Source organism: Pseudomonas sp. RA_35y_Pfl2_P32, assembly GCF_963970735.1.
GTDB lineage: Bacteria > Pseudomonadota > Gammaproteobacteria > Pseudomonadales > Pseudomonadaceae > Aquipseudomonas.
Genome location: NZ_CAXAQF010000009.1, coordinates 16,598 through 33,944, shown reverse-complemented (window position 1 = coordinate 33,944; position 17,347 = coordinate 16,598). Strand labels below are relative to the sequence as shown.

The window sequence follows — 17,347 nt, the reverse complement described above, 5'->3', positions numbered from 1 at the left end:
GCCGGCTGATTCCCGGCCTCGCCAGCCGCTCATTCAACCCAAACCCCATTTGAAGGAACAAGACAGATGAACGAATTCCACGCTTCTACCGAACAACACGAACTGCTGGCCAGTGACCTGGGCTGCAGCGAGACCTCCGTGCTGACACCGCCGAATTCGGACAGCATTCCAGTAATCGCTAACTGCGAGAAGAAGCAACGGCTGATCGACGAGATCGACCAACTGACCACCCGCCGTGATAAATATTTGAGGGCGGCTGCTGAGCAATACGCCGAGATGGCACCGTTGGAAGCCTTACTGGAGGGCGATGAAAAATTAGACGCGGATCGGCTGCGTGAAGTCCGCAGTGAGTACAACACTCTGAAACTTCCGTACGACTCCAATAAACACCATGCCTGGATCTTAGATGCTCAGATCACACGACGCGAGCAACTACTCAATCACGAAACCTTGATGGCCGGTTACACCGAATCGATGGGGAACTGGAAAGCCGACGAGCAAGAGCTCAACGAAAAACGCGAGAGCCTCAGCACCCGTTTGGAGCAGATCCAGCGGCAAGCGGTAGAAGACTTGGCCAAGGCCCGGCAAGCCGAAACCGATGCAGCCACCGCCTACGCACAGGCAGTGGCTTGGGGCGACATCGAGGGCGAAAAGAACGCCAGTGCAGACGCACAAAAGGCTGCTAAAAACCTTACGACGGCCATCGAACACAATCGTCGCCAGCACCTCATCATTGCCGCGCTGGAGCAGGAGCTGGCCATCGTCGACCCACACATTGCCGAGGCGCAAAGGGAACACCTTGCCATCCAGAGAACAGCCTTGTTGCTGGCCGAAAAGGTACTGGAAGAACAGTGGAACGAAAAAGCTCAGGCACTGATGGATATGGGCGCCAAGCTGTGGGCTGCCCAACGTCTGCTGGGGGGAGATCAACTCAGCCTGAGAAGGTTGGTGCTGCCTAAAGAGGGTGAAGGCTTCGACACGTGGGGTAGTAGTGAGCTCGCTGACCGCTCATACAAGTTCACCGTAGAAGACATCCTCTCGCTGTAACGCACTGGGCCACCTGAAACAGCCTGCGCACGCGGGCTGTTTATAACTCCATCGGGACGAAGACCATGATCAATCAAATCCAAAGCAGCGCGAGTTGGAGCGACACCTTGAAAGCGCGCAAGGAGCACTTGACCGCTTTGCTGAAAATTGTCGACATCAAAACCGGAAAGACCACAACGGTCCAGGCACTCACCATCAAGCTGATCAAGGAAGAAATGAGTTACGTGGAAAGTAAGTTGAAAGGCCGGCCATAACGAAGAACTTGTAAGCTGTAATACTATTCAGATAAATATCTCCAAAACACACATCAGGGAACGCTAATGTCGAAACTTGTCGAATACCGTCAACTTGAAAAACACCTCGCCGAGCAGCTCCAGGCGTTGGAGACGATGAAGAGTGACGGCGCGCTGAAAAAAGAAATCGAGTTTGAAACCAAGCTGCGCGAACTGCTCGATAAATACGGCTTCAGTCTCAAGCACATTATCAATCTGCTTGTCCCACAGAGCAGCTCTAGCCGCCAAGCGGCTGCTCAAACGACTGGCACTCGCAAGCCTCGCCAGTTGAAGACTTACAAAAACCCACACACCGGTGAAGTGGTTGAAACCAAAGGCGGCAATCACAAAACACTGAAAGAGTGGAAAACCAAGCACGGTGCCGACGAGGTAGAAAGCTGGTTGAAAAAATAGGGGCGTCGCATCTGAGAAAGGGTCCAGACGGGCCCTTTTTGCCATTTTAGTATTCCTGATTTACCCACAAGATCGAGCACGTTCGTGCTGGAAAACAGCGCTATGGCGCTCCACTGCATCACCATACCTGTCGCACCACCACCGGCCACTCCACTAATGAAGCTACCGCCCTTGGTGTATTTGATCTTTTCACAGGCTTCTATGTTGCCTGCTGCACAGACTTCGCGAACCTTCCTATAGGATGTGCCCCACCTAAGGCTGCGCCAATCCAGCCTCCGCATTTCACAACGGTTGCAGCGTTAGCGACGCCCTCCGCGTGACTGGCATAACCTGGAGGTTGACCCGGAGCACAGTTCGGCTGATAACTGCCCTTCACGAACGTCTTCTATCGGCCGATTCTGTTGAAAAAGTCGGCCATGGTTTGCGCATCAGAAAAGTACGCGTCCGAGATTGAAATCTTTAGTTTTGGCAGGGCTTCCCGGACTCGGATTTCACGTAGCAGCGTGCAAAAAAGGCGTTTTTACCAGTCAATGATCAGGCAGTTTGGGCAGACCGACTTTTTCAACAGAATCGGCCAAAAGCAGACGATGGACATCCAACTGATACGTCAGTAGTGTGCTCAAAATTCATGTCGCTTTCCCCCTCGCCTCATGTCGCGTTTCTGACGTGACACTCAAGCCAATCAGGGAGTTGCGGATGAACAAGGAACGTTATCAGACATACATGTCGCATTTAAAAGACATGTCGTCTAATTACTAACTAAGCAATAAAGCACAGGGGATAATAGTAAGTGCCATCGTTAACTGATTGGATTGTCGCCGGATCAAGTATCATCACAGCGATCGGAGTGGTCTTTGTAGCGTTTCAAGCCCTATTGGCTCAAAGGTCTTTAAAAGCAGATCATGAAAGATCCAGAAGAGAAAAGGCTATCAATCTTCTTATGCACATGGATGTGATTAGACAAAGGCAGTCTTCCATTGCTAGAAAATTTGCGGAAACACTAAGTTTTGAACAGTCAAGACCTCTATTGAATCAAGAGAGCTTTAAGGTGGAGTCGAAGCACATGGAGTTATTGCTGGGTTGTATTTCGAAGGAATCGAATCTCCACGAGACTACCAAAAATTCTAATGGCCAAATTGAAATCCCAGTATCAGATTGTGCTGATATCAGGTGGCAGATTGTATCTTATCTAAATAATCTTGAAAGTACGCTCTCAGCCTGGAGGCACAACGTGGCTGATAGAGATATGTTGGAAGAACAATATCACTTTTTGGTTTCTCCATCAGATGGTCACTACCTGCTTAAAGAATTCCGTAAAGCCGCAGGTGGGCCAAGGCATTTCCCATCAATAGAAGAATTTGTGTCGCATATCGAGAATAAATCAAACAACGGTAGTGGTAAGGTACAGGTTGCCTAACAAGTCAGCATTACAGCGGACATCCCGCTGAATGCGGCGTTAGCGTCCGCTTCTGGCCCAGGCTGTGTGAAAACGCATGCGCCGCTTTGAACTCTGCGTTGCTACGTAAAATCTGCCAGCGTTTGGTTTATCAGTAGACCGGAAATTTGCGTAGGAACGCGATTTTCGTTCCAGACCTGACTGTAAAACCTGCCCCAAAACGTTTTCACACAGCCTGGGCCGGAAGCAAGCCCGACGCATTAGGCAGCAGCCGGCCAGAAGCTGCCTGTCAACAAAGGCCAATTTATGCCTGTAGCCACCGTCAGCGTTGGGTCGGTAGTAATCGGTCGTGGGGGCGTAGTGCAGCTAATGGGTCAGGCGCCCCGGTTGCGTGAGATTTTGATCACTCCAAGTCCGCAATCCGGCCAGTATTTGGCTGCGCGTGAAAGTTCAGCGCAGCGGGTGTATGCCGCGCCGGTGATCGCGCCCTTGGCTCTTGGCTGTACTGAGCCTCATTGAATGTACCGCACAGGCTCGGCAATCGGTGCGGGGTGTCCGTGGAAGCGGCTCGATGTGCGTCTGGAGTGGTTGCAAGGAGTATTCAAGGCCTTCGTACAGCGCATAGTTGTCTTTTTGCCCTCAGTTGGGCCCGCTGCTTGAAAGCCCCTCTGCGTCTGGACTCGACGCTTAAGATCACATCGTTACAAATCACCCGAGCAGAGGTCGAAGTGATGGCTCCAGATGCCTACGCTGCCTATTCCGGCATGAATCCCTTCAGACTCTGCGGGCCTTTTCGAATGTGAATACCCGACCTGATTGTATAAGTAGGCAGAGAAAAACTGCAATGGATACTCTTCACTTCCTTTAACAGCAGTCATTTCATTATAAATTGTCTCATGCTCAATTGGATATTGCTTGCCCGACTCAAACATATCAATTTCAAAAAAAAATGTTATAAATTTTGAAAGCACACAAATTGAAATCGGAAGTTGTCGCAGATGGTTAATGCCCAGCTGTTTCTGCAGGCTGCCACTGTCCAGCGCTTCGTAGATTTTTCGAGTTTCAAACGTAGAGTCGAATGCTAGGATGCTTGAAAAGTATCCCTCCGTTTTCCTGGACTCACATGCATCAGCGCAGTGTTTTATGTTTTCCAATGCCTCTACGAGGGTACCAGCCCATCGATAAGCAGTGGTATAGCCGCCCCCCAACGGATAGGCATCGCTGGTCTCTATCGAGCCTTCTGGATTCCGGTTCTTATAAAATGTAAGTGAGGATTTTACCTCGACACATCCCCTCAGAGATTCCGGCCTGATGACTGAAAACCCATCAACCTCCAAAAGCGGAACATATTGGTCGGTATCACAAATAAGTATGTCTACTTGCCGACTCTGGCCCTCTATCAGATCCTCATGATTTTTATTGACTGATACGAACCCCGATGTAACTTTTAATGAGCTCGGCATGAATCTCTTTATATAATCCCTGAGCACGCCTTCTCTGTAAGCACCTATAGTAGGACCGTGGTTGGTAAATAGTGATATTTTCTCGGCTTCCAAGAACAATCTTTGCTGTTCAAGCTTATAGAATTTGCTAGCGCTCATACTCAACCCACATTTCAGCTTCAAAAATTGCGAAAACGCGAGATCCAACAAGCATTTTCGATAGCCTCTGACGCTAGCAAAGTGCCACATCTAATTCCAGCGTCTTGTTCTGCCAATGGCATTGCCACACTGAACGACTGTGCCAATCATCCTGGCGGCACCCTTACAGCGCAGAACAAACCCACCAATTGCAGCTCGACGCGTTGTCGCGTCAGAGTGGAGGTTAATGGGGACAAGGCTTAATCCGATCCAACGAACAACGACTGACTTATTTGACCGTAAGGGTCCGCTTTGGGTTGTTTTCTGCCTCTCGCGACGGGTAAAAAGCGTACGAGCAGAGTCAGTCGACGGGGGGACTTTGTCTTGTGCTCCATCCTCGATGTTTAATGTGACACCAAGATTTACTACATTTAAGTCTAGTGAAAACATATCCTTAAAGTCGTACAGAACCCTAAATTATATGGCAACTTATACAGGAAGGTTAGATTGCTAAAGGTAACGCCATTATTTCTAATGCTTTCTCGACAACGGCGACTTCCGCCTCCGAAAAACATATCTCCGTTCATCACTTACAGCCTTCAGGGAAAAGATGCTGCTCGTCTAATATGTCGCGAACATCATAAAGAGACCTGTATTCAATATGTAAAGAAAGCTGGCATAGCATTTTGATATAGATGAATTCAATCTTGTCTCCCGCCGATTGCGACTCAGGATACTTAAAAGAAAGCAATACAAGAGATTCGCCTGGTCGCAAAAAAATGGGAAGTGATATCGAAGAGCGAGAAAATTGTTGTGTATTAAGATCGAATTCTGAAAATATCAATTTCATATCACTGACGGATATCTTTTTCCCGGTGTCGTTTAAAGTGAACTCAATTTTTTCTACCCTTGCAGGTCCCAAACCATCGTTAACTATGGTGAGCGATCTTCGTTTCACACCGTCAACTACGACAATCGGGTGCTTGGTGGAAAGTAGCGGTACTACCGAGTTAGCATTTGCGGATCTGGTTTCAATCCTATCCCATATCCCAAGACCTAATGCTATAAAAGCGGCCGCCACTGCGGACATGGCGGCTACCATCTCCCAATTCATTCTGTCTCGGCTTGCCATCATTTATTCCTTCAAGGACTGAAACAATGAGGATTCTCAACAACTATAGACGGGAATTTTACTGTATCTCATTAGAGACATTTCAGCCGCTCACGAGGGGCCGGAGACGACCCAAAATGGCCGGTGGGAACAGGGAGAAATCGGCCGATATCAATCATTCAAGACAATCCGGCACCCCCAAAAAACGGCATGCTGAAATACCTCCCCCGAGGCATAGCGAAGGTGGAGATTCCTTTGAAATTGCTATCGAAGCAAGATGGTTTCACATGATGAGTAGTTACAACTTATACGTATTGTCTCTTCAACAACTCAGGCACCTTATTCGAGAAGCAAAAAGATTTGTTCAAACTAGATATCAAAGCAAAAACTTGATCCTCAATCTCGTAAAACTCATTTCTAGGCTGGTGATTTAATGCGACCCCCAAACAACCTAGAGCATCAATAATTCTTTTCTGATGTGGCATATAGCGAAAAGAGCCTTGAATTGCGGTTCTTGCTTGTTCGTTAGAAAAGAAAATCTCCTGATTTAAAGCAGCAATAACCCTGCAGTACTCATCAGAAATTGAAGTCTTCCCGTTGCGGGAATTAGAAAAGATTAGATTATACCAAACAAAAATATCCACAGATGCGGGGGATATGCGGTTGCGTTTGGAAACCTCTAACGCTACGTAATTTTGAAATATAGAAAAATGTGAAATATGGTTTGTTAGCGCTGTGGCGTTTGCGCTATTCAAAAAACTCATGAGCGCAACTATTATCCCTCCTATCGTGGCGAGCCCAACAAGCAAACTCAAAGTTGCTGTTAAGATCAAGAAAGATTGATCAAATAGCGCGAAGAATTTTTTAATGCATCCATTATTGAAGCATAGAGGCCTAGCAAATTCACCGCCGACACCTGTGGTAATTAGATTCATAGCGCTAAGCAGTACGCCTATTGCAGCGACCAATAAAAGCCCAGCGGAAAGATAGTTTAAATATGGATAATCGCGCCAGATTTCGCCAAGTTTTTTATTCATAATCAGGTTGCAAACCCTTTAATGATTTTCTAATTTCTTTAGTGATGGCAGGGAATGAACGCTTTAGGACAATTAACCGTTCTTGAAGCTTATAATATCGTTTTGCGTACCAATAAGTACTGCGCTTGGTATTACAGTCACGAGCAAGACGGTCTAGCATTGCACTCGCACGCTCGATGTCTTTTTTAGATGGTAAAGGAAATATTTTTTTAAGTCGAGCAAGCAGGGATTCGTATCGATCATGCTTCACTCTTACTAATTTATTAACTCGACCCATGCAGCGGTTGAAGTCGTGTCGATAAGCGTGAGTTGTTCTGTATCCACGTTCTGATGCTAAATTCTCAATATTTTTTACGGCCGCCCTGATCCTTGCGACTTCTCCAGAAGGAAGACGAGGCTGAGGAAACGCGACCCTTAAACCATGGACAGTCAAAGGCTCACTGGAAACATAAATAGATCGAGTTTTAACCACATTAAGCGGGAGGTCCTTGCTTGTAAGCATCGACCTAATAATATCCAAAGAATAACTGAAGTCATAGTTAGATATTTTTGACGAAACCGTTATATCATCCACTAGGCGTGTGTAAACAAGCCCCTTCCGCGACAGTCTGTGAACGACGGCACCTTCAACATCATGTAGACACAAACTAGCAAGGTAGCTTGAGGTTAAAGCCCCTTGAATTACATGTGACCTAAAACAGCAAATCTCGGCAAGCAACTCAGAAACTTCATTATCAAACTTCATAAAATTTCTAAATATATCTAGCACTAAATCTTTGTGGATATTATCAAAAAAGTCTTTCACATCGACTTTCAATAAGCTCTTCGCGCCACAGTGTTTTGCGGCACACGACACATAGTCTTTGTTGACCATGCTTTGAGTTTTCTGATCTCGTTGATTAGGTACGGAGCCAAAAAGATGGTCAGGCCATTCAATAATACTGAGCTTAGAAAATATGCGCTTGTTTATTCTTCGCTGAATTTTTCGAAGCAAGAAATGGGGATTATGGACCAGCCTAACGCTCCCATCACTCTTCGGTGTCTGGGAAACAGCATATTTTTCATCGTCAGGAAGGGAAAGCGCTCCGTAAATCTCTTCGAGCGATACAGAGAGCGCGCTACAAAGATTCTCAATACTGGAAATTGAGCCAGCTGAAACTTTTCTAGGATTGAGTATAGCCATTTTTAAACCCTATTAAAAATAGGTTTGACCAACCCATACGCAAGGGTGCAGTGAAGGATGATGCATTCATCGATCAGATCGCTGGCAGCTGCCATCCTTCACATGGCCAAACCTACCGTCCCTGTCTCCTCCACGTTTCTCGGAGGTGATCGGAGGTGCGAGCCTCCGGACAAGTCCAAAGTCAAAACTTCAGACGCTCGTACGAGCACAATCCAGGATCTAAAAAGCAATCGATTGCAGCACATAAGCGGTACGCTTACGCAACGCTAATCTACATATGCTAAAAATTAAAAGCAATGCCTCACGTGGACACTTGCTGAACCAACGACAGAATTTATGGTCTAGTCTAAATTTTTTCACGTTTGTGGAGCCGCGGGTAAGCACCAAGCTACTTACGCTTCCGCAATGAGGAACCAAGAAATTCCATTTTTCGTTTGGCCTTTACCCTCAATTGTTCTTGCCGATGGAGAAGTTGATTCAATACTATTTTGGAAAAAATACGCCCGTCAACGTTCAATGCCGGCCTTAAGTGGGACCGCTATGGACGACCGCGATTGGCCGAGAGCAGTCTTTTGCGACTGCCTGCCAATAGCTGACACAACTGACGGCCTGATGCCAGATGATTATCGACGGCGAACCATTAATAATGGGCGGTCAACCAGTTGAAGCTCCCTGCATTCATCTGAAACTGTTACACGACTTGACTCAGTTACACGCTTGAAAATTGGTGTGCCAGATCGGTGTAACTCCAATAAAAATCAATAAATACAATAGTTTAGCGATTCTGGTTACACCAGTTACACGAGTTACACTGCATTTTGAACAGATACGAGCCCCGCTCCCCGGTAGCATCAATCCCTCCAGCGAACTTCAGGTGCATCTCCCACGGTCTGCAGGGGGCCCCTGAGGTTTTCATTGAGACACGGGGTCGGAAACCCGCGACATCGTGTTAGCGGACAGGTGCCCAGCTTAGTGAACAGGTGAACCGGGTGAACGCACAGTTCACCAGTGCAATTGCACAAGATGTTGGGAGGTCGCCGGGGACCCTGAGCATTTCGGAATGACACGGGGCAAAGAACCCGCAGCATCTTGGTAGCGACTGAGTTTTCTACGTCGGTTGACAGGTTGACGTGGTTGACACGATTCCCAAGGTTGACCTCGCCTAACCGTTCGCTATCAGCAACACAATGGCTCACCTTTACCGTTGCGGTAACGATGCCCTTTTCTCTTCAATATCCTTTCAATTTCAACGCCGAAATTTCAGTAAGCTCGGAGAACTGTCGCTACCAAGATCTCGCGGGTTTCCGACCCCGTATCCTTTAAATACTCCCAGGGGCCCCGGCGACTTTTGGGCAGCTGATTGCTTTCTGCCATCCTCCGACTAACCTCCATTCCTGCTGGTCATCACGCACCCGGCCAGCCAGCAGATATGGTTAAGAATGTTGAGTCATTAACGATCCGACACACGGAAGCGAGGACTAGCAAATGCAATCATTTATCGTAAATAGGAACGTTCAAGCGAACGGCGATTACGAAGTGCACAACACGACGACTGGCTGTAGGTTCATGCCGCTCTTGGAGAATCAGGTATCACTCGGAAATCACCTAACCTGCACCGGCGCCGTTAGCGCCGCTCGTGGGGCAAACCCCACATTAAGAATTAATGGTTGCTACCATTGCTGCAACCCTTGCCACACCAGCTAGATTCTTGGCAAAGCAGCGCGGGGATTGCGGGTCGTTTACGACCAGATCTAGGATTGTGCGATCATAGGCCCAAGCAAGCTGTATCCCTGCGTGTATCCCTAACTACATAATCCGGCTGTAGGCCACGGATTATATGGAAGACTCCGGTCTCCCTCGGGCACCATATAGCAGTATCTGAAAGTCTCTACCAGGCTTTCAGACCCAGAGAAACCGGCCATTGAGCCGGTTTTTTTGTGCCTGGGTTTCTGCCTCTGCATCCCTCTGCTTGCCCCCTGAGAAAAAACCAAACAGCACGCTCTCCGCCCCCACGCTCTTAACCCCCCCCCCAGCTTCTCAGCCCCCCCCACCACGACCCAATGCGCTATCCGCCTACGACGAGTATCGTGTTCCCCATCGACACCCTCGCTACGGATCGGATGATGACCAAAAGCATTTTCTACGCCTTGGGTGCCGCAGCGCTCTTTGGTGCCAGCACACCGCTTGCCAAGGTTCTGGGGCTGAACATCTCTCCTGTCTTGCTCGCCGGGTTGCTGTACCTGGGAAGCGGCCTGGGCTTGACGGTCAGTCGGTTGATCCGTGATCGCGGCTGGCAGCCTGTCGGGCTGATTGCATCGGAGTGGCCGTGGCTTATTGGCGCCATTGTTTTCGGTGGGGTGCTGGGGCCGGTGTCGTTGATGTTTGGACTGACCCTGACCTCCGGCACTACCGCTTCGCTGTTGCTGAACCTTGAGGCCGTGTTGACCGCACTACTGGCGTGGATGGTCTTCAAGGAGAACGCTGATAGGCGGATCGTCATTGGAATGATCGCGATAGTGGCAGGCGGCGTAATGTTGGGTTGGCCTCAAACTTCAGCACAGAGCAATGGCTGGGTTGGCCCGGCTGCAGTAGCAATCGCATGTCTTTGTTGGGCCGTCGATAACAACCTGACTCGCAAGGTTTCAGCATCGGACGCCTTGTTCATTGCAGGTATCAAGGGATTGGTCGCCGGGGTGGTCAATTGCACCTTGGGGATTGCGCTTGGCATGCATCTTCCCGAGTTGTCGCTGCTCGGACCAACGCTACTCATAGGTTTCTTAGGATACGGCGTGAGCCTGGTGCTTTTCGTGTTGGCGTTACGGGGACTGGGAACAGCGCGGACCGGCGCGTATTTCTCTACCGCTCCCTTCTTGGGAGCAGCTATTTCAGTTCTGTTTCTGGGCGAAGCCGTGTCATGGGTGTTTTGGGTTGCGGCGGGCCTGATGGGGATTGGAGTCTGGATCCACCTCACCGAGAGTCATTCACACGAGCATCAACACGATCCGCAGACACATGACCATCAGCACGTTCACGACGAGCACCATCAACATGAACACGCCTTTGAGTGGGATGTATCTCAGCCTCATAGCCATGTGCACGAACATACCTCCATACTCCATAGCCACCCACACTTTCCTGATATCCATCACCGGCATAAACACTGAGGGGTAGCCCTGGGCATAGAGCATTATCTGAATTCCTTGCCAGGCTTCGTCGTCATTTTCTTCGTCTTGCCGGATGCACTCGACAAGGGCAATCTGAAAATCGTCGGTGGTATCTATCGCCTGGCGCCCGGTAAAGTCGAGCTGATTGCCTGAGCCGCGCTGGCTGCAATCCTCTACCCCTGAGATATAATCGGCCAGCCAGTTAAAAAGAGACCTTGTTTATCAAGGTCTTTTTTCGCCCGTAGAAAAGTGACCCACACCACCGCACAAGGACCCACTCCCATGGACCGCCCCCTGGAAACCGTCGCCCTCTTCGCCCTCAAGCTGGTTCACGAGAGCGAAGGCCAAAGCCCGATCCTGCGTGACGATCCGATCATGGACGAGTACCAGCGGGAGGTTTTCCAGTTGTTGGTACGGCGGGGCGAGGTGGCGGCGATCCAGTTGAAGGTGGCGACCTGTGTTGGCCTGGCGCTGGAGGCCCTGGGCGGGGTGGACAAGCCCATGGGCCGTGAACTGCAGCGGCTGGCCGCGGCGTTCGGCCAGGCACAGACGCTGGAGCAGATGCAGGCTCCGCTCCTGGCGCTCAGGGATTACCTGAAAGACATTCAGTGATGCCCCAGGCGTGTCCTACTCTTCCTTGCCCGACGCACGCACCGCGACTTCGATCGCCCGCACGCTGATCGCCGCGAATATCGCGGTCATCAGCACGCCGTTGAACCCCAGCAGAATCGCCAGCACCCGCGAGACGCCCAGCTTGGGCACCAGCTCGCCATACCCGATGGTCAAGCCCGTCACAAAGCCGAAGTAGATGCCGTCCAACGGCGACCAACCCTCCAGGTAGCTGATGATCAGGCCGACCACCACGATCAGCAAAAACAGGATGGAGAAAATCGGCCAGACGACGCGAAAGTAGAATCCGACGGCTTTGTAGAACTCGCGACGCACGAGCGCTGAACGGGTGGATGTCATGGTGTGGGCTTCCTGGGAATGGTCCGGGATGAAGACGCATAGGGGACCCCTTGAGCTTGGCACAAACCTCGGAAAATCCAGGTCAATTGTTGATTATTTGTGTGCCATGGGCGCCGGTGTCTTGGGCTGAGCCCGGCGGCCGGGGATCAACCCTGCCACCAGCGCTGCCAGTATCAACAGCATCGACAACCCCTCATTGATATCCACCCGGTGGCCCAGCATCAGCACCGAGCCGGCCACCCCGAACAGCGGGATCAGCAACGACAGCGGCGCCACCCTGGACACCGGGTACTCGCGCAGCAACAGGTTCCAACCCCAGTAACAGAAGTGGGTCGCCGCGTAGACCTGGAACAGCAGGGAAAACAGTGCCAGCCACTCGAAGTGCCGGACCAACCCGGTAAACGGCGCCGAGCCATGGGCCAGCCAGGTCAGGAGCAACAAGGGAATCGGTGGAAACAGGCTGGCCCACACCACAAAGGCAAACATCTCACGCACGTTCGACTGTTTGATGATGACGTTGCCGACACTCCAACTGAAGGCGCTGACCAACAACAGCGCATAGCCCAACGTCGTGGCCTGGCCGGGGCTGTTGACGATGATGCACAGCAAGCCCACCACGGCCAGCCCCACGCCCACTCGTTGACCCAGGCGCAAGCGCTCGCGAAACAGCAGCACGCCCCAGCCCAGGGTGAAAAAGGCACTGAACTGCACCAGCAGCGCCGCCGTCCCGGGCGGCACACCCAGCTCGATGCCCAGGTTGATCAACGCCCACATCGCCACCCCGAAAATCAGCCCATAGGCCGCCAACCAGCCCAAGGCGATCGGCGGACGGCGAACAAAAAACACCCAGGGCAACGCGGCCAGGGCGAAGCGCAGGGCCGTCAGCAACAGCGGGTCAATCGCTGCCAGCCCCAGCTTGGTGACCGGAAAGTTCAGACCCCAGACCGCCGTCACCAACACGGCGAGGATCAGGTGTTTGTTTTGCATGCCGAGCCCTTCCACAAAATGAGGTCGACACTATGGGGAATGAGCGCCACGGCCCGCTTGCACTATCAGGTCATAGATCGGTAGATTTGGGCCATGCGCGACATTGATATCGATCCCTACGAACACACGCCCCGCGATGCCGTGGTGACTGCCAACGACTACGGCGACGGCCTGCATTTCGCCCGGCACAGCCATCAACGTGGGCAATTTGCCTATGCCGCCTGCGGAGTGATCACGGTGCTCACCGACCAGGGCAACTGGGTGGTGCCCCCACAACGGGCCGTCTGGGTCCCGGCCCACGTCCCCCACGAAATGCACATGCACGGGCCGGTGACCATGCTCAACAGCTACATCCGCCCCATTGCCGCCACGCGCCTCGGCCTGCCGGCGTACTGCCAGGTGTTTGGTGTCTCGGCGTTGCTGCGCCAACTGCTGATTCGCGCCATGGACGTACCGGCGCTGTATGCCGAGGACCAGCGCGACGGCCACCTGATGAACCTGCTGCTGCACGAAATCGCCGATATGCAGCCGCTGTCGCTCAATGCGCCACTGCCCAGCGAACCGCGCCTGGCCCTGGCCTGTAGCACGTTGCTGAGGCAGCCGTCATTGGCGGTCGGGATCGATGACATGTGTCGCCAGGTCGCCATGAGCCGCCGCACCTTTACCCGGCTGTTTCGCGAGCAAACCGGAATCAGTTTTGTCGAGTGGCGCCAGCAGGCGTGCCTGTTGATGGCGGTGGTGCGCCTGGGCAATGGCGAGCCCGTGACGCGGGTCGCAACCGATCTGGGCTATAGCAGCCCGAGTGCGTTCACCGGGGTTTTTCGGCGGGTGCTGGGGCAGGCGCCGAGTCGCTACTTCGCGCAAACGACCCGGCTTGATGAGCCACTGGCGCTTCACTCACACAAAGGTCCCCATGGATGAGTACTGCCTTGATGATGTCCTGCACGATACAGAACGGTCAGCCCCTCCTCCCCGCCGCCGAGCAGGCCAGCGTGCCCTGGTGGAGCTTCGGTAAAACCGTGCTGGCGGCCACAGCGCTGACCCTGGTGCGCGACGGCCTGGTGGCCCTGGACGAACCGGTCCCGGACGGTCCGTTCACCTTGCGCCAACTGCTGCGCCATGAAGCCGGGCTGGCGGACTACGGCGAACTGGCGCAGTACCACGCGGCCGTTGCCCGGCATGAGACGGCGTGGCCGGCCGAGGAGATGTTGCAACGCCTGGACGCGACACGGCTGCGTTATGCGCCGGGCAGTGGCTGGGGCTATTCGAATGTCGGTTACCTGTATATCGCCCGACTGATTGAGCGGGTCACCGGCCTGGCGCTGGAAGAGGCCCTGATCCAGCGGGCGCTGGCGCCATTGGGTATCGTCCAGGTGCGGCTCGCCAGCGTGCCCGGCGACCTGCAAGGTAGGGCCCCTGCCTACGATCCGGCGTGGGTCTATCACGGCCTGTTGCTCGGGCCACTGCAACAGGCCGTGATCTTCCTTGATCGGCTGCTCGCCGGACAGTTGCTGCCGGATCAGTTGTTGACCGAGATGCAGACCCTGCGCCAGCTAGGCGGTCCGATTCCTGGCCGGCCTTGGGTGACTGCCGGTTATGGCCTGGGAGTCATGAGCGGCGCGATTGCCGGGGGCTTGCAGCTCTGTGGGCATACCGGCGGTGGGCCCGGCAGCGTGGTCGCAATTTATCGGGCCACGGATGGCGAACATTCGGCGAGCTGTGGGGCGTTTCTGCAGGGTGGTGTGGATGGGGAGGTCGAGAAGGCCGTGGTTCGTGACTTGAGGCTAGCCTTGGGCAGTGCCCAATAACCCGACTGCGCCTTTTTGGGTGGGTGTAGGCAAAATTTGCGAATAGCCAAAATCACTATTGTGGGAGCGAGCTTGCTCGCGATAGGGCCGACACCTTCAACATCTACCGCGCCTGACACACCGCTATCGCGAGCAAGCTCGCTCCCACAGGTTTTGTGGGTGTACGCAAAATCTGCGAACAACAAAAATCATCAACGGGGCATGACTTCTACCTACCCCTCCAACACCGGCAACACCACCCGCGCCTCCAGCCCGCCGATCTTGCGGTTTCTCACGGTCAGCTCGCCGCCATGCTCCAGCACGATCGCCCGCGCCGCCGACAGGCCGAGGCCGACGCCGCCGGTGCTTTTGTTGCGCGAGCCTTCCAGGCGATAGAACGGCACGAACACCTGTTCGTGGCTTTCCTTGGGGATGCCCGGACCGCGGTCCAGCACGCGGATGGTCACGTGGTCGTCGTGGCTGCGCAGTTCAATGGCCGGTTCGCGGGCGTATTTGAGGGCGTTTTCCAACAGGTTGGTGATCACCCGCTTGAGCCCCAGCGGGCGGCCGAGGTAGGCCAGGCGGGGTGGGCCGCTGAAGGGGATGTCGATGGACTGGTCGCGGTAGTCGTCGATCAGGGTTTGCAGCAGCTCGGCCAGATCGAACGGCGTGGCTTCTTCGAGACGCGCGTTGTCGCGGAAAAACTCCAGGCTGGAGTTGATCATGGCGTGCATCTCGTCGACGTCGCGGAACAGCTTGGCCTGCAGTTGCGGGTCGTCGATGAACTCACCGCGCAGGCGCATGCGGGTCAGCGGCGCGCGCAGGTCATGGGAGATGGCGGCCAGCATCTGCGTGCGGTCCTTGATGAAGTGCTGCAACTGGGCCTGCATCGCATTGAACGCGAGGATCGCCTGGCGGATTTCCAGCGGCCCCAACGGTTTGATCGGCGGCGCCCGGAAGTCCACGCCAAAGCGCCGCGCGCCCTGGGCGAAGGTCTGCAACGGCCGGGCCAGGCGGCGGGTGGCGATCAGCGCCACCAGGCCGGTGGACAACAGCACCAGGACAATCACGATCAGGTTGCGTGCCCAATGCTCCAGGCCCCAACTGCGCGAAGGCATGCTGAACATCAGCCAGGAGCCGTCGCTCAGTTGCATCGCCATGGCGTACTGACCGTCCTGTTGTGGCCAGTCCGTCGGTTGATAGGCTTCCAGGTGTTGGCTGTTGAACAGTTGATGGGCCTTCGGCGTGTTGGCCCGGGTGGCCGCCTCAGAGGTCACCGGCAGACCCAGGGCCGCATGGCTCTGGCTCCAGCGGATACCCAGGCTACTGTCACTGGCGGCAGCGGCCAGTTGCGGGCGCTGCGCGGGGTCGGAGGCGGCAATGACTCGGCTCAGGGAGGAGAGTTTCTCCAGCAGCCCGGTCTCGGTCAGCGGTGGATACGCCCACACCCCGGCCACCTGGGTAAACAGGGCGTAGAAGCCCAGCGACGTGAGCATCGCCAGGATGGTGGTGAGGGCTATCCAGCGGGTCACGGTGTCCCGCGAGCGCAGGCACCAGCCCGCCCGCCAGCCTTTCATTGACGGGTCACACTGGGCGTGAACAGGTAACCACCGTTGCGCACGGTGCGAATCATTTCCGGGCGTTTGCTGTCGATTTCCAGTTTGCGCCGCAAGCGGCTGACCTGGACATCGATGCTGCGATCGAAGGCTTCATGGGTACGCCCGCGAGCCAGGTCCAGCAGCAGTTCACGGGTGAGGATGCGCTGCGGGTGCTCGACGAACACCAGCAACAAGTCGAACTCGCCGGCCGACAAGGGAATCATCACTTGGTCGGGCGAGCGCAATTCGCGGCGCGTGAGGTCCAGTTGCCAATCGGCGAATTTGATCAACGGATGGGGCACCTGGCCGGTCAACGGCCGGACTTCGCCCACCCGGCGCAACACTGCACGCACCCGCGCCAGCAATTCGCGGGCGTCGAAGGGCTTGCTCAGGTAGTCGTCGGCGCCCATTTCCAGGCCCACCACCCGATCGCTCAGCTCGCCCATGGCGGTGAGCATGATCACCGGCGTGGTGTATTGCTGGCGCAGGCGCTGGCACAGGGTCAGGCCGTTGTCGCCGGGCATCATCAGGTCAAGGATGATCAGGTCCGGCATTTGCTGCTCGAGTGCCGCCCACAGCGCGACGCCGTCGGTGGCCACGGCCACGTCATAACCTTGCTGGACAAAAAACTTACTCAGCAGATCGAGGACCTCAAGGTCGTCGTCCACGATCAAAAGATGGCTCACCGGCGGGCATCACTCAACGACTGATAGTGCGGATATCTAAAACCATTCGGCGCGCCGCGTCATTTATTTCATCCCGGTCACAAAGCGTCGAGGCGGTAAAAAACCAGACATCTTTG

Annotated in this window: 16 protein-coding genes and 1 pseudogene; 9 read left to right on the top strand and 8 right to left on the bottom strand. The window is 53.8% G+C overall.

Going from position 1 to position 17,347, the window contains the following annotated elements; all coding sequences use genetic code 11:
• The first annotated feature begins 66 nt into the window (after nucleotides 1-66).
• From AACY45_RS10820 to AACY45_RS10800, 4 genes are all read left to right on the top strand, one after another.
• Nucleotides 67-1,047: a chromosome segregation protein SMC gene (locus tag AACY45_RS10820; RefSeq protein ID WP_339545452.1), complete on the top strand. Its 981-nt coding sequence runs from the start codon at nucleotides 67-69 to the stop codon at nucleotides 1,045-1,047.
• Nucleotides 1,048-1,112: 65 nt separating this feature from the next.
• Nucleotides 1,113-1,301 (top strand): hypothetical protein, encoded by a 189-nt coding sequence (locus AACY45_RS10815; protein ID WP_339545451.1) that lies wholly within the window; start codon nucleotides 1,113-1,115, stop codon nucleotides 1,299-1,301.
• Between the two features lie 66 nt (nucleotides 1,302-1,367).
• Nucleotides 1,368-1,733, top strand: coding sequence for a histone-like nucleoid-structuring protein, MvaT/MvaU family (locus tag AACY45_RS10810; RefSeq protein ID WP_339545450.1), 366 nt, complete (start codon nucleotides 1,368-1,370; stop codon nucleotides 1,731-1,733).
• A gap of 790 nt (nucleotides 1,734-2,523) precedes the next feature.
• A complete protein-coding gene (locus tag AACY45_RS10800) occupies nucleotides 2,524-3,150 on the top strand; it encodes a hypothetical protein (protein ID WP_339545449.1) in 627 nt (208 codons plus the stop codon).
• 680 nt (nucleotides 3,151-3,830) lie between these two features.
• Here AACY45_RS10800 and AACY45_RS10795 read toward each other — a convergent pair.
• The 4 genes from AACY45_RS10795 to AACY45_RS10780 all read right to left on the bottom strand — a co-directional run bounded on the left by AACY45_RS10795 (nucleotide 3,831) and on the right by AACY45_RS10780 (nucleotide 8,040).
• Nucleotides 3,831-4,685, bottom strand: coding sequence for a DUF6602 domain-containing protein (locus tag AACY45_RS10795; protein ID WP_339545448.1), 855 nt, complete (start codon nucleotides 4,683-4,685; stop codon nucleotides 3,831-3,833).
• 610 nt (nucleotides 4,686-5,295) lie between these two features.
• Nucleotides 5,296-5,841 carry a hypothetical protein gene (locus AACY45_RS10790; RefSeq protein WP_339545447.1) on the bottom strand — a complete coding sequence of 182 codons (546 nt, stop codon included), beginning with the start codon at nucleotides 5,839-5,841 and terminating at the stop codon, nucleotides 5,296-5,298.
• Nucleotides 5,842-6,125: 284 nt separating this feature from the next.
• Nucleotides 6,126-6,857 carry a retron Ec48 family effector membrane protein gene (locus tag AACY45_RS10785; RefSeq protein WP_339545446.1) on the bottom strand — a complete coding sequence of 244 codons (732 nt, stop codon included), beginning with the start codon at nucleotides 6,855-6,857 and terminating at the stop codon, nucleotides 6,126-6,128.
• Nucleotides 6,850-8,040, bottom strand: coding sequence for a reverse transcriptase family protein (locus AACY45_RS10780; RefSeq protein ID WP_339545445.1), 1,191 nt, complete (start codon nucleotides 8,038-8,040; stop codon nucleotides 6,850-6,852). The genes AACY45_RS10785 and AACY45_RS10780 overlap by 8 nt, the downstream gene beginning before the upstream one ends.
• Before the next feature lie 2,123 nt (nucleotides 8,041-10,163).
• Between AACY45_RS10780 and AACY45_RS10775 the strand changes: the two genes are divergently transcribed.
• The 3 genes and pseudogenes from AACY45_RS10775 to AACY45_RS10765 all read left to right on the top strand — a co-directional run bounded on the left by AACY45_RS10775 (nucleotide 10,164) and on the right by AACY45_RS10765 (nucleotide 11,816).
• Nucleotides 10,164-11,204 carry an EamA family transporter gene (locus AACY45_RS10775; protein ID WP_339545444.1) on the top strand — a complete coding sequence of 347 codons (1,041 nt, stop codon included), beginning with the start codon at nucleotides 10,164-10,166 and terminating at the stop codon, nucleotides 11,202-11,204.
• 63 nt (nucleotides 11,205-11,267) lie between these two features.
• Nucleotides 11,268-11,357, top strand: a pseudogene (locus AACY45_RS10770) (carbonic anhydrase); the annotation flags it as partial.
• Between the two features lie 129 nt (nucleotides 11,358-11,486).
• Nucleotides 11,487-11,816, top strand: coding sequence for a hypothetical protein (locus AACY45_RS10765; RefSeq protein ID WP_339545443.1), 330 nt, complete (start codon nucleotides 11,487-11,489; stop codon nucleotides 11,814-11,816).
• 15 nt (nucleotides 11,817-11,831) lie between these two features.
• Here the strand turns inward: AACY45_RS10765 and AACY45_RS10760 are convergent, their stop codons facing one another.
• Nucleotides 11,832-12,173 (bottom strand): potassium channel family protein, encoded by a 342-nt coding sequence (locus AACY45_RS10760; RefSeq protein WP_339545442.1) that lies wholly within the window; start codon nucleotides 12,171-12,173, stop codon nucleotides 11,832-11,834.
• Nucleotides 12,174-12,266: 93 nt separating this feature from the next.
• A complete protein-coding gene (locus AACY45_RS10755; protein WP_339545441.1) occupies nucleotides 12,267-13,160 on the bottom strand; it encodes an EamA family transporter in 894 nt (297 codons plus the stop codon).
• A gap of 93 nt (nucleotides 13,161-13,253) precedes the next feature.
• Here AACY45_RS10755 and AACY45_RS10750 point away from each other — a divergent pair, with 93 nt between their 5' ends.
• Together AACY45_RS10750 and AACY45_RS10745 are read left to right on the top strand one after the other, a co-directional pair.
• Entirely contained in the window at nucleotides 13,254-14,081 is an 828-nt protein-coding gene (locus AACY45_RS10750) for an AraC family transcriptional regulator (protein WP_339545440.1), read from the top strand.
• Nucleotides 14,082-14,092: 11 nt separating this feature from the next.
• The gene (locus tag AACY45_RS10745; RefSeq protein ID WP_339545594.1) at nucleotides 14,093-14,968 is read left to right on the top strand and encodes a serine hydrolase domain-containing protein; all 876 of its coding nucleotides are present in this window, start codon (nucleotides 14,093-14,095) and stop codon (nucleotides 14,966-14,968) included.
• Nucleotides 14,969-15,180: 212 nt separating this feature from the next.
• Here the strand turns inward: AACY45_RS10745 and AACY45_RS10740 are convergent, their stop codons facing one another.
• Nucleotides 15,181-16,524 carry an ATP-binding protein gene (locus tag AACY45_RS10740; protein WP_339545439.1) on the bottom strand — a complete coding sequence of 448 codons (1,344 nt, stop codon included), beginning with the start codon at nucleotides 16,522-16,524 and terminating at the stop codon, nucleotides 15,181-15,183.
• Nucleotides 16,521-17,231, bottom strand: coding sequence for a response regulator (locus AACY45_RS10735; RefSeq protein ID WP_166589669.1), 711 nt, complete (start codon nucleotides 17,229-17,231; stop codon nucleotides 16,521-16,523). Before AACY45_RS10735 ends, AACY45_RS10740 begins: the two co-directional genes overlap by 4 nt.
• Between the last annotated feature and the right edge of the window lie 116 nt (nucleotides 17,232-17,347).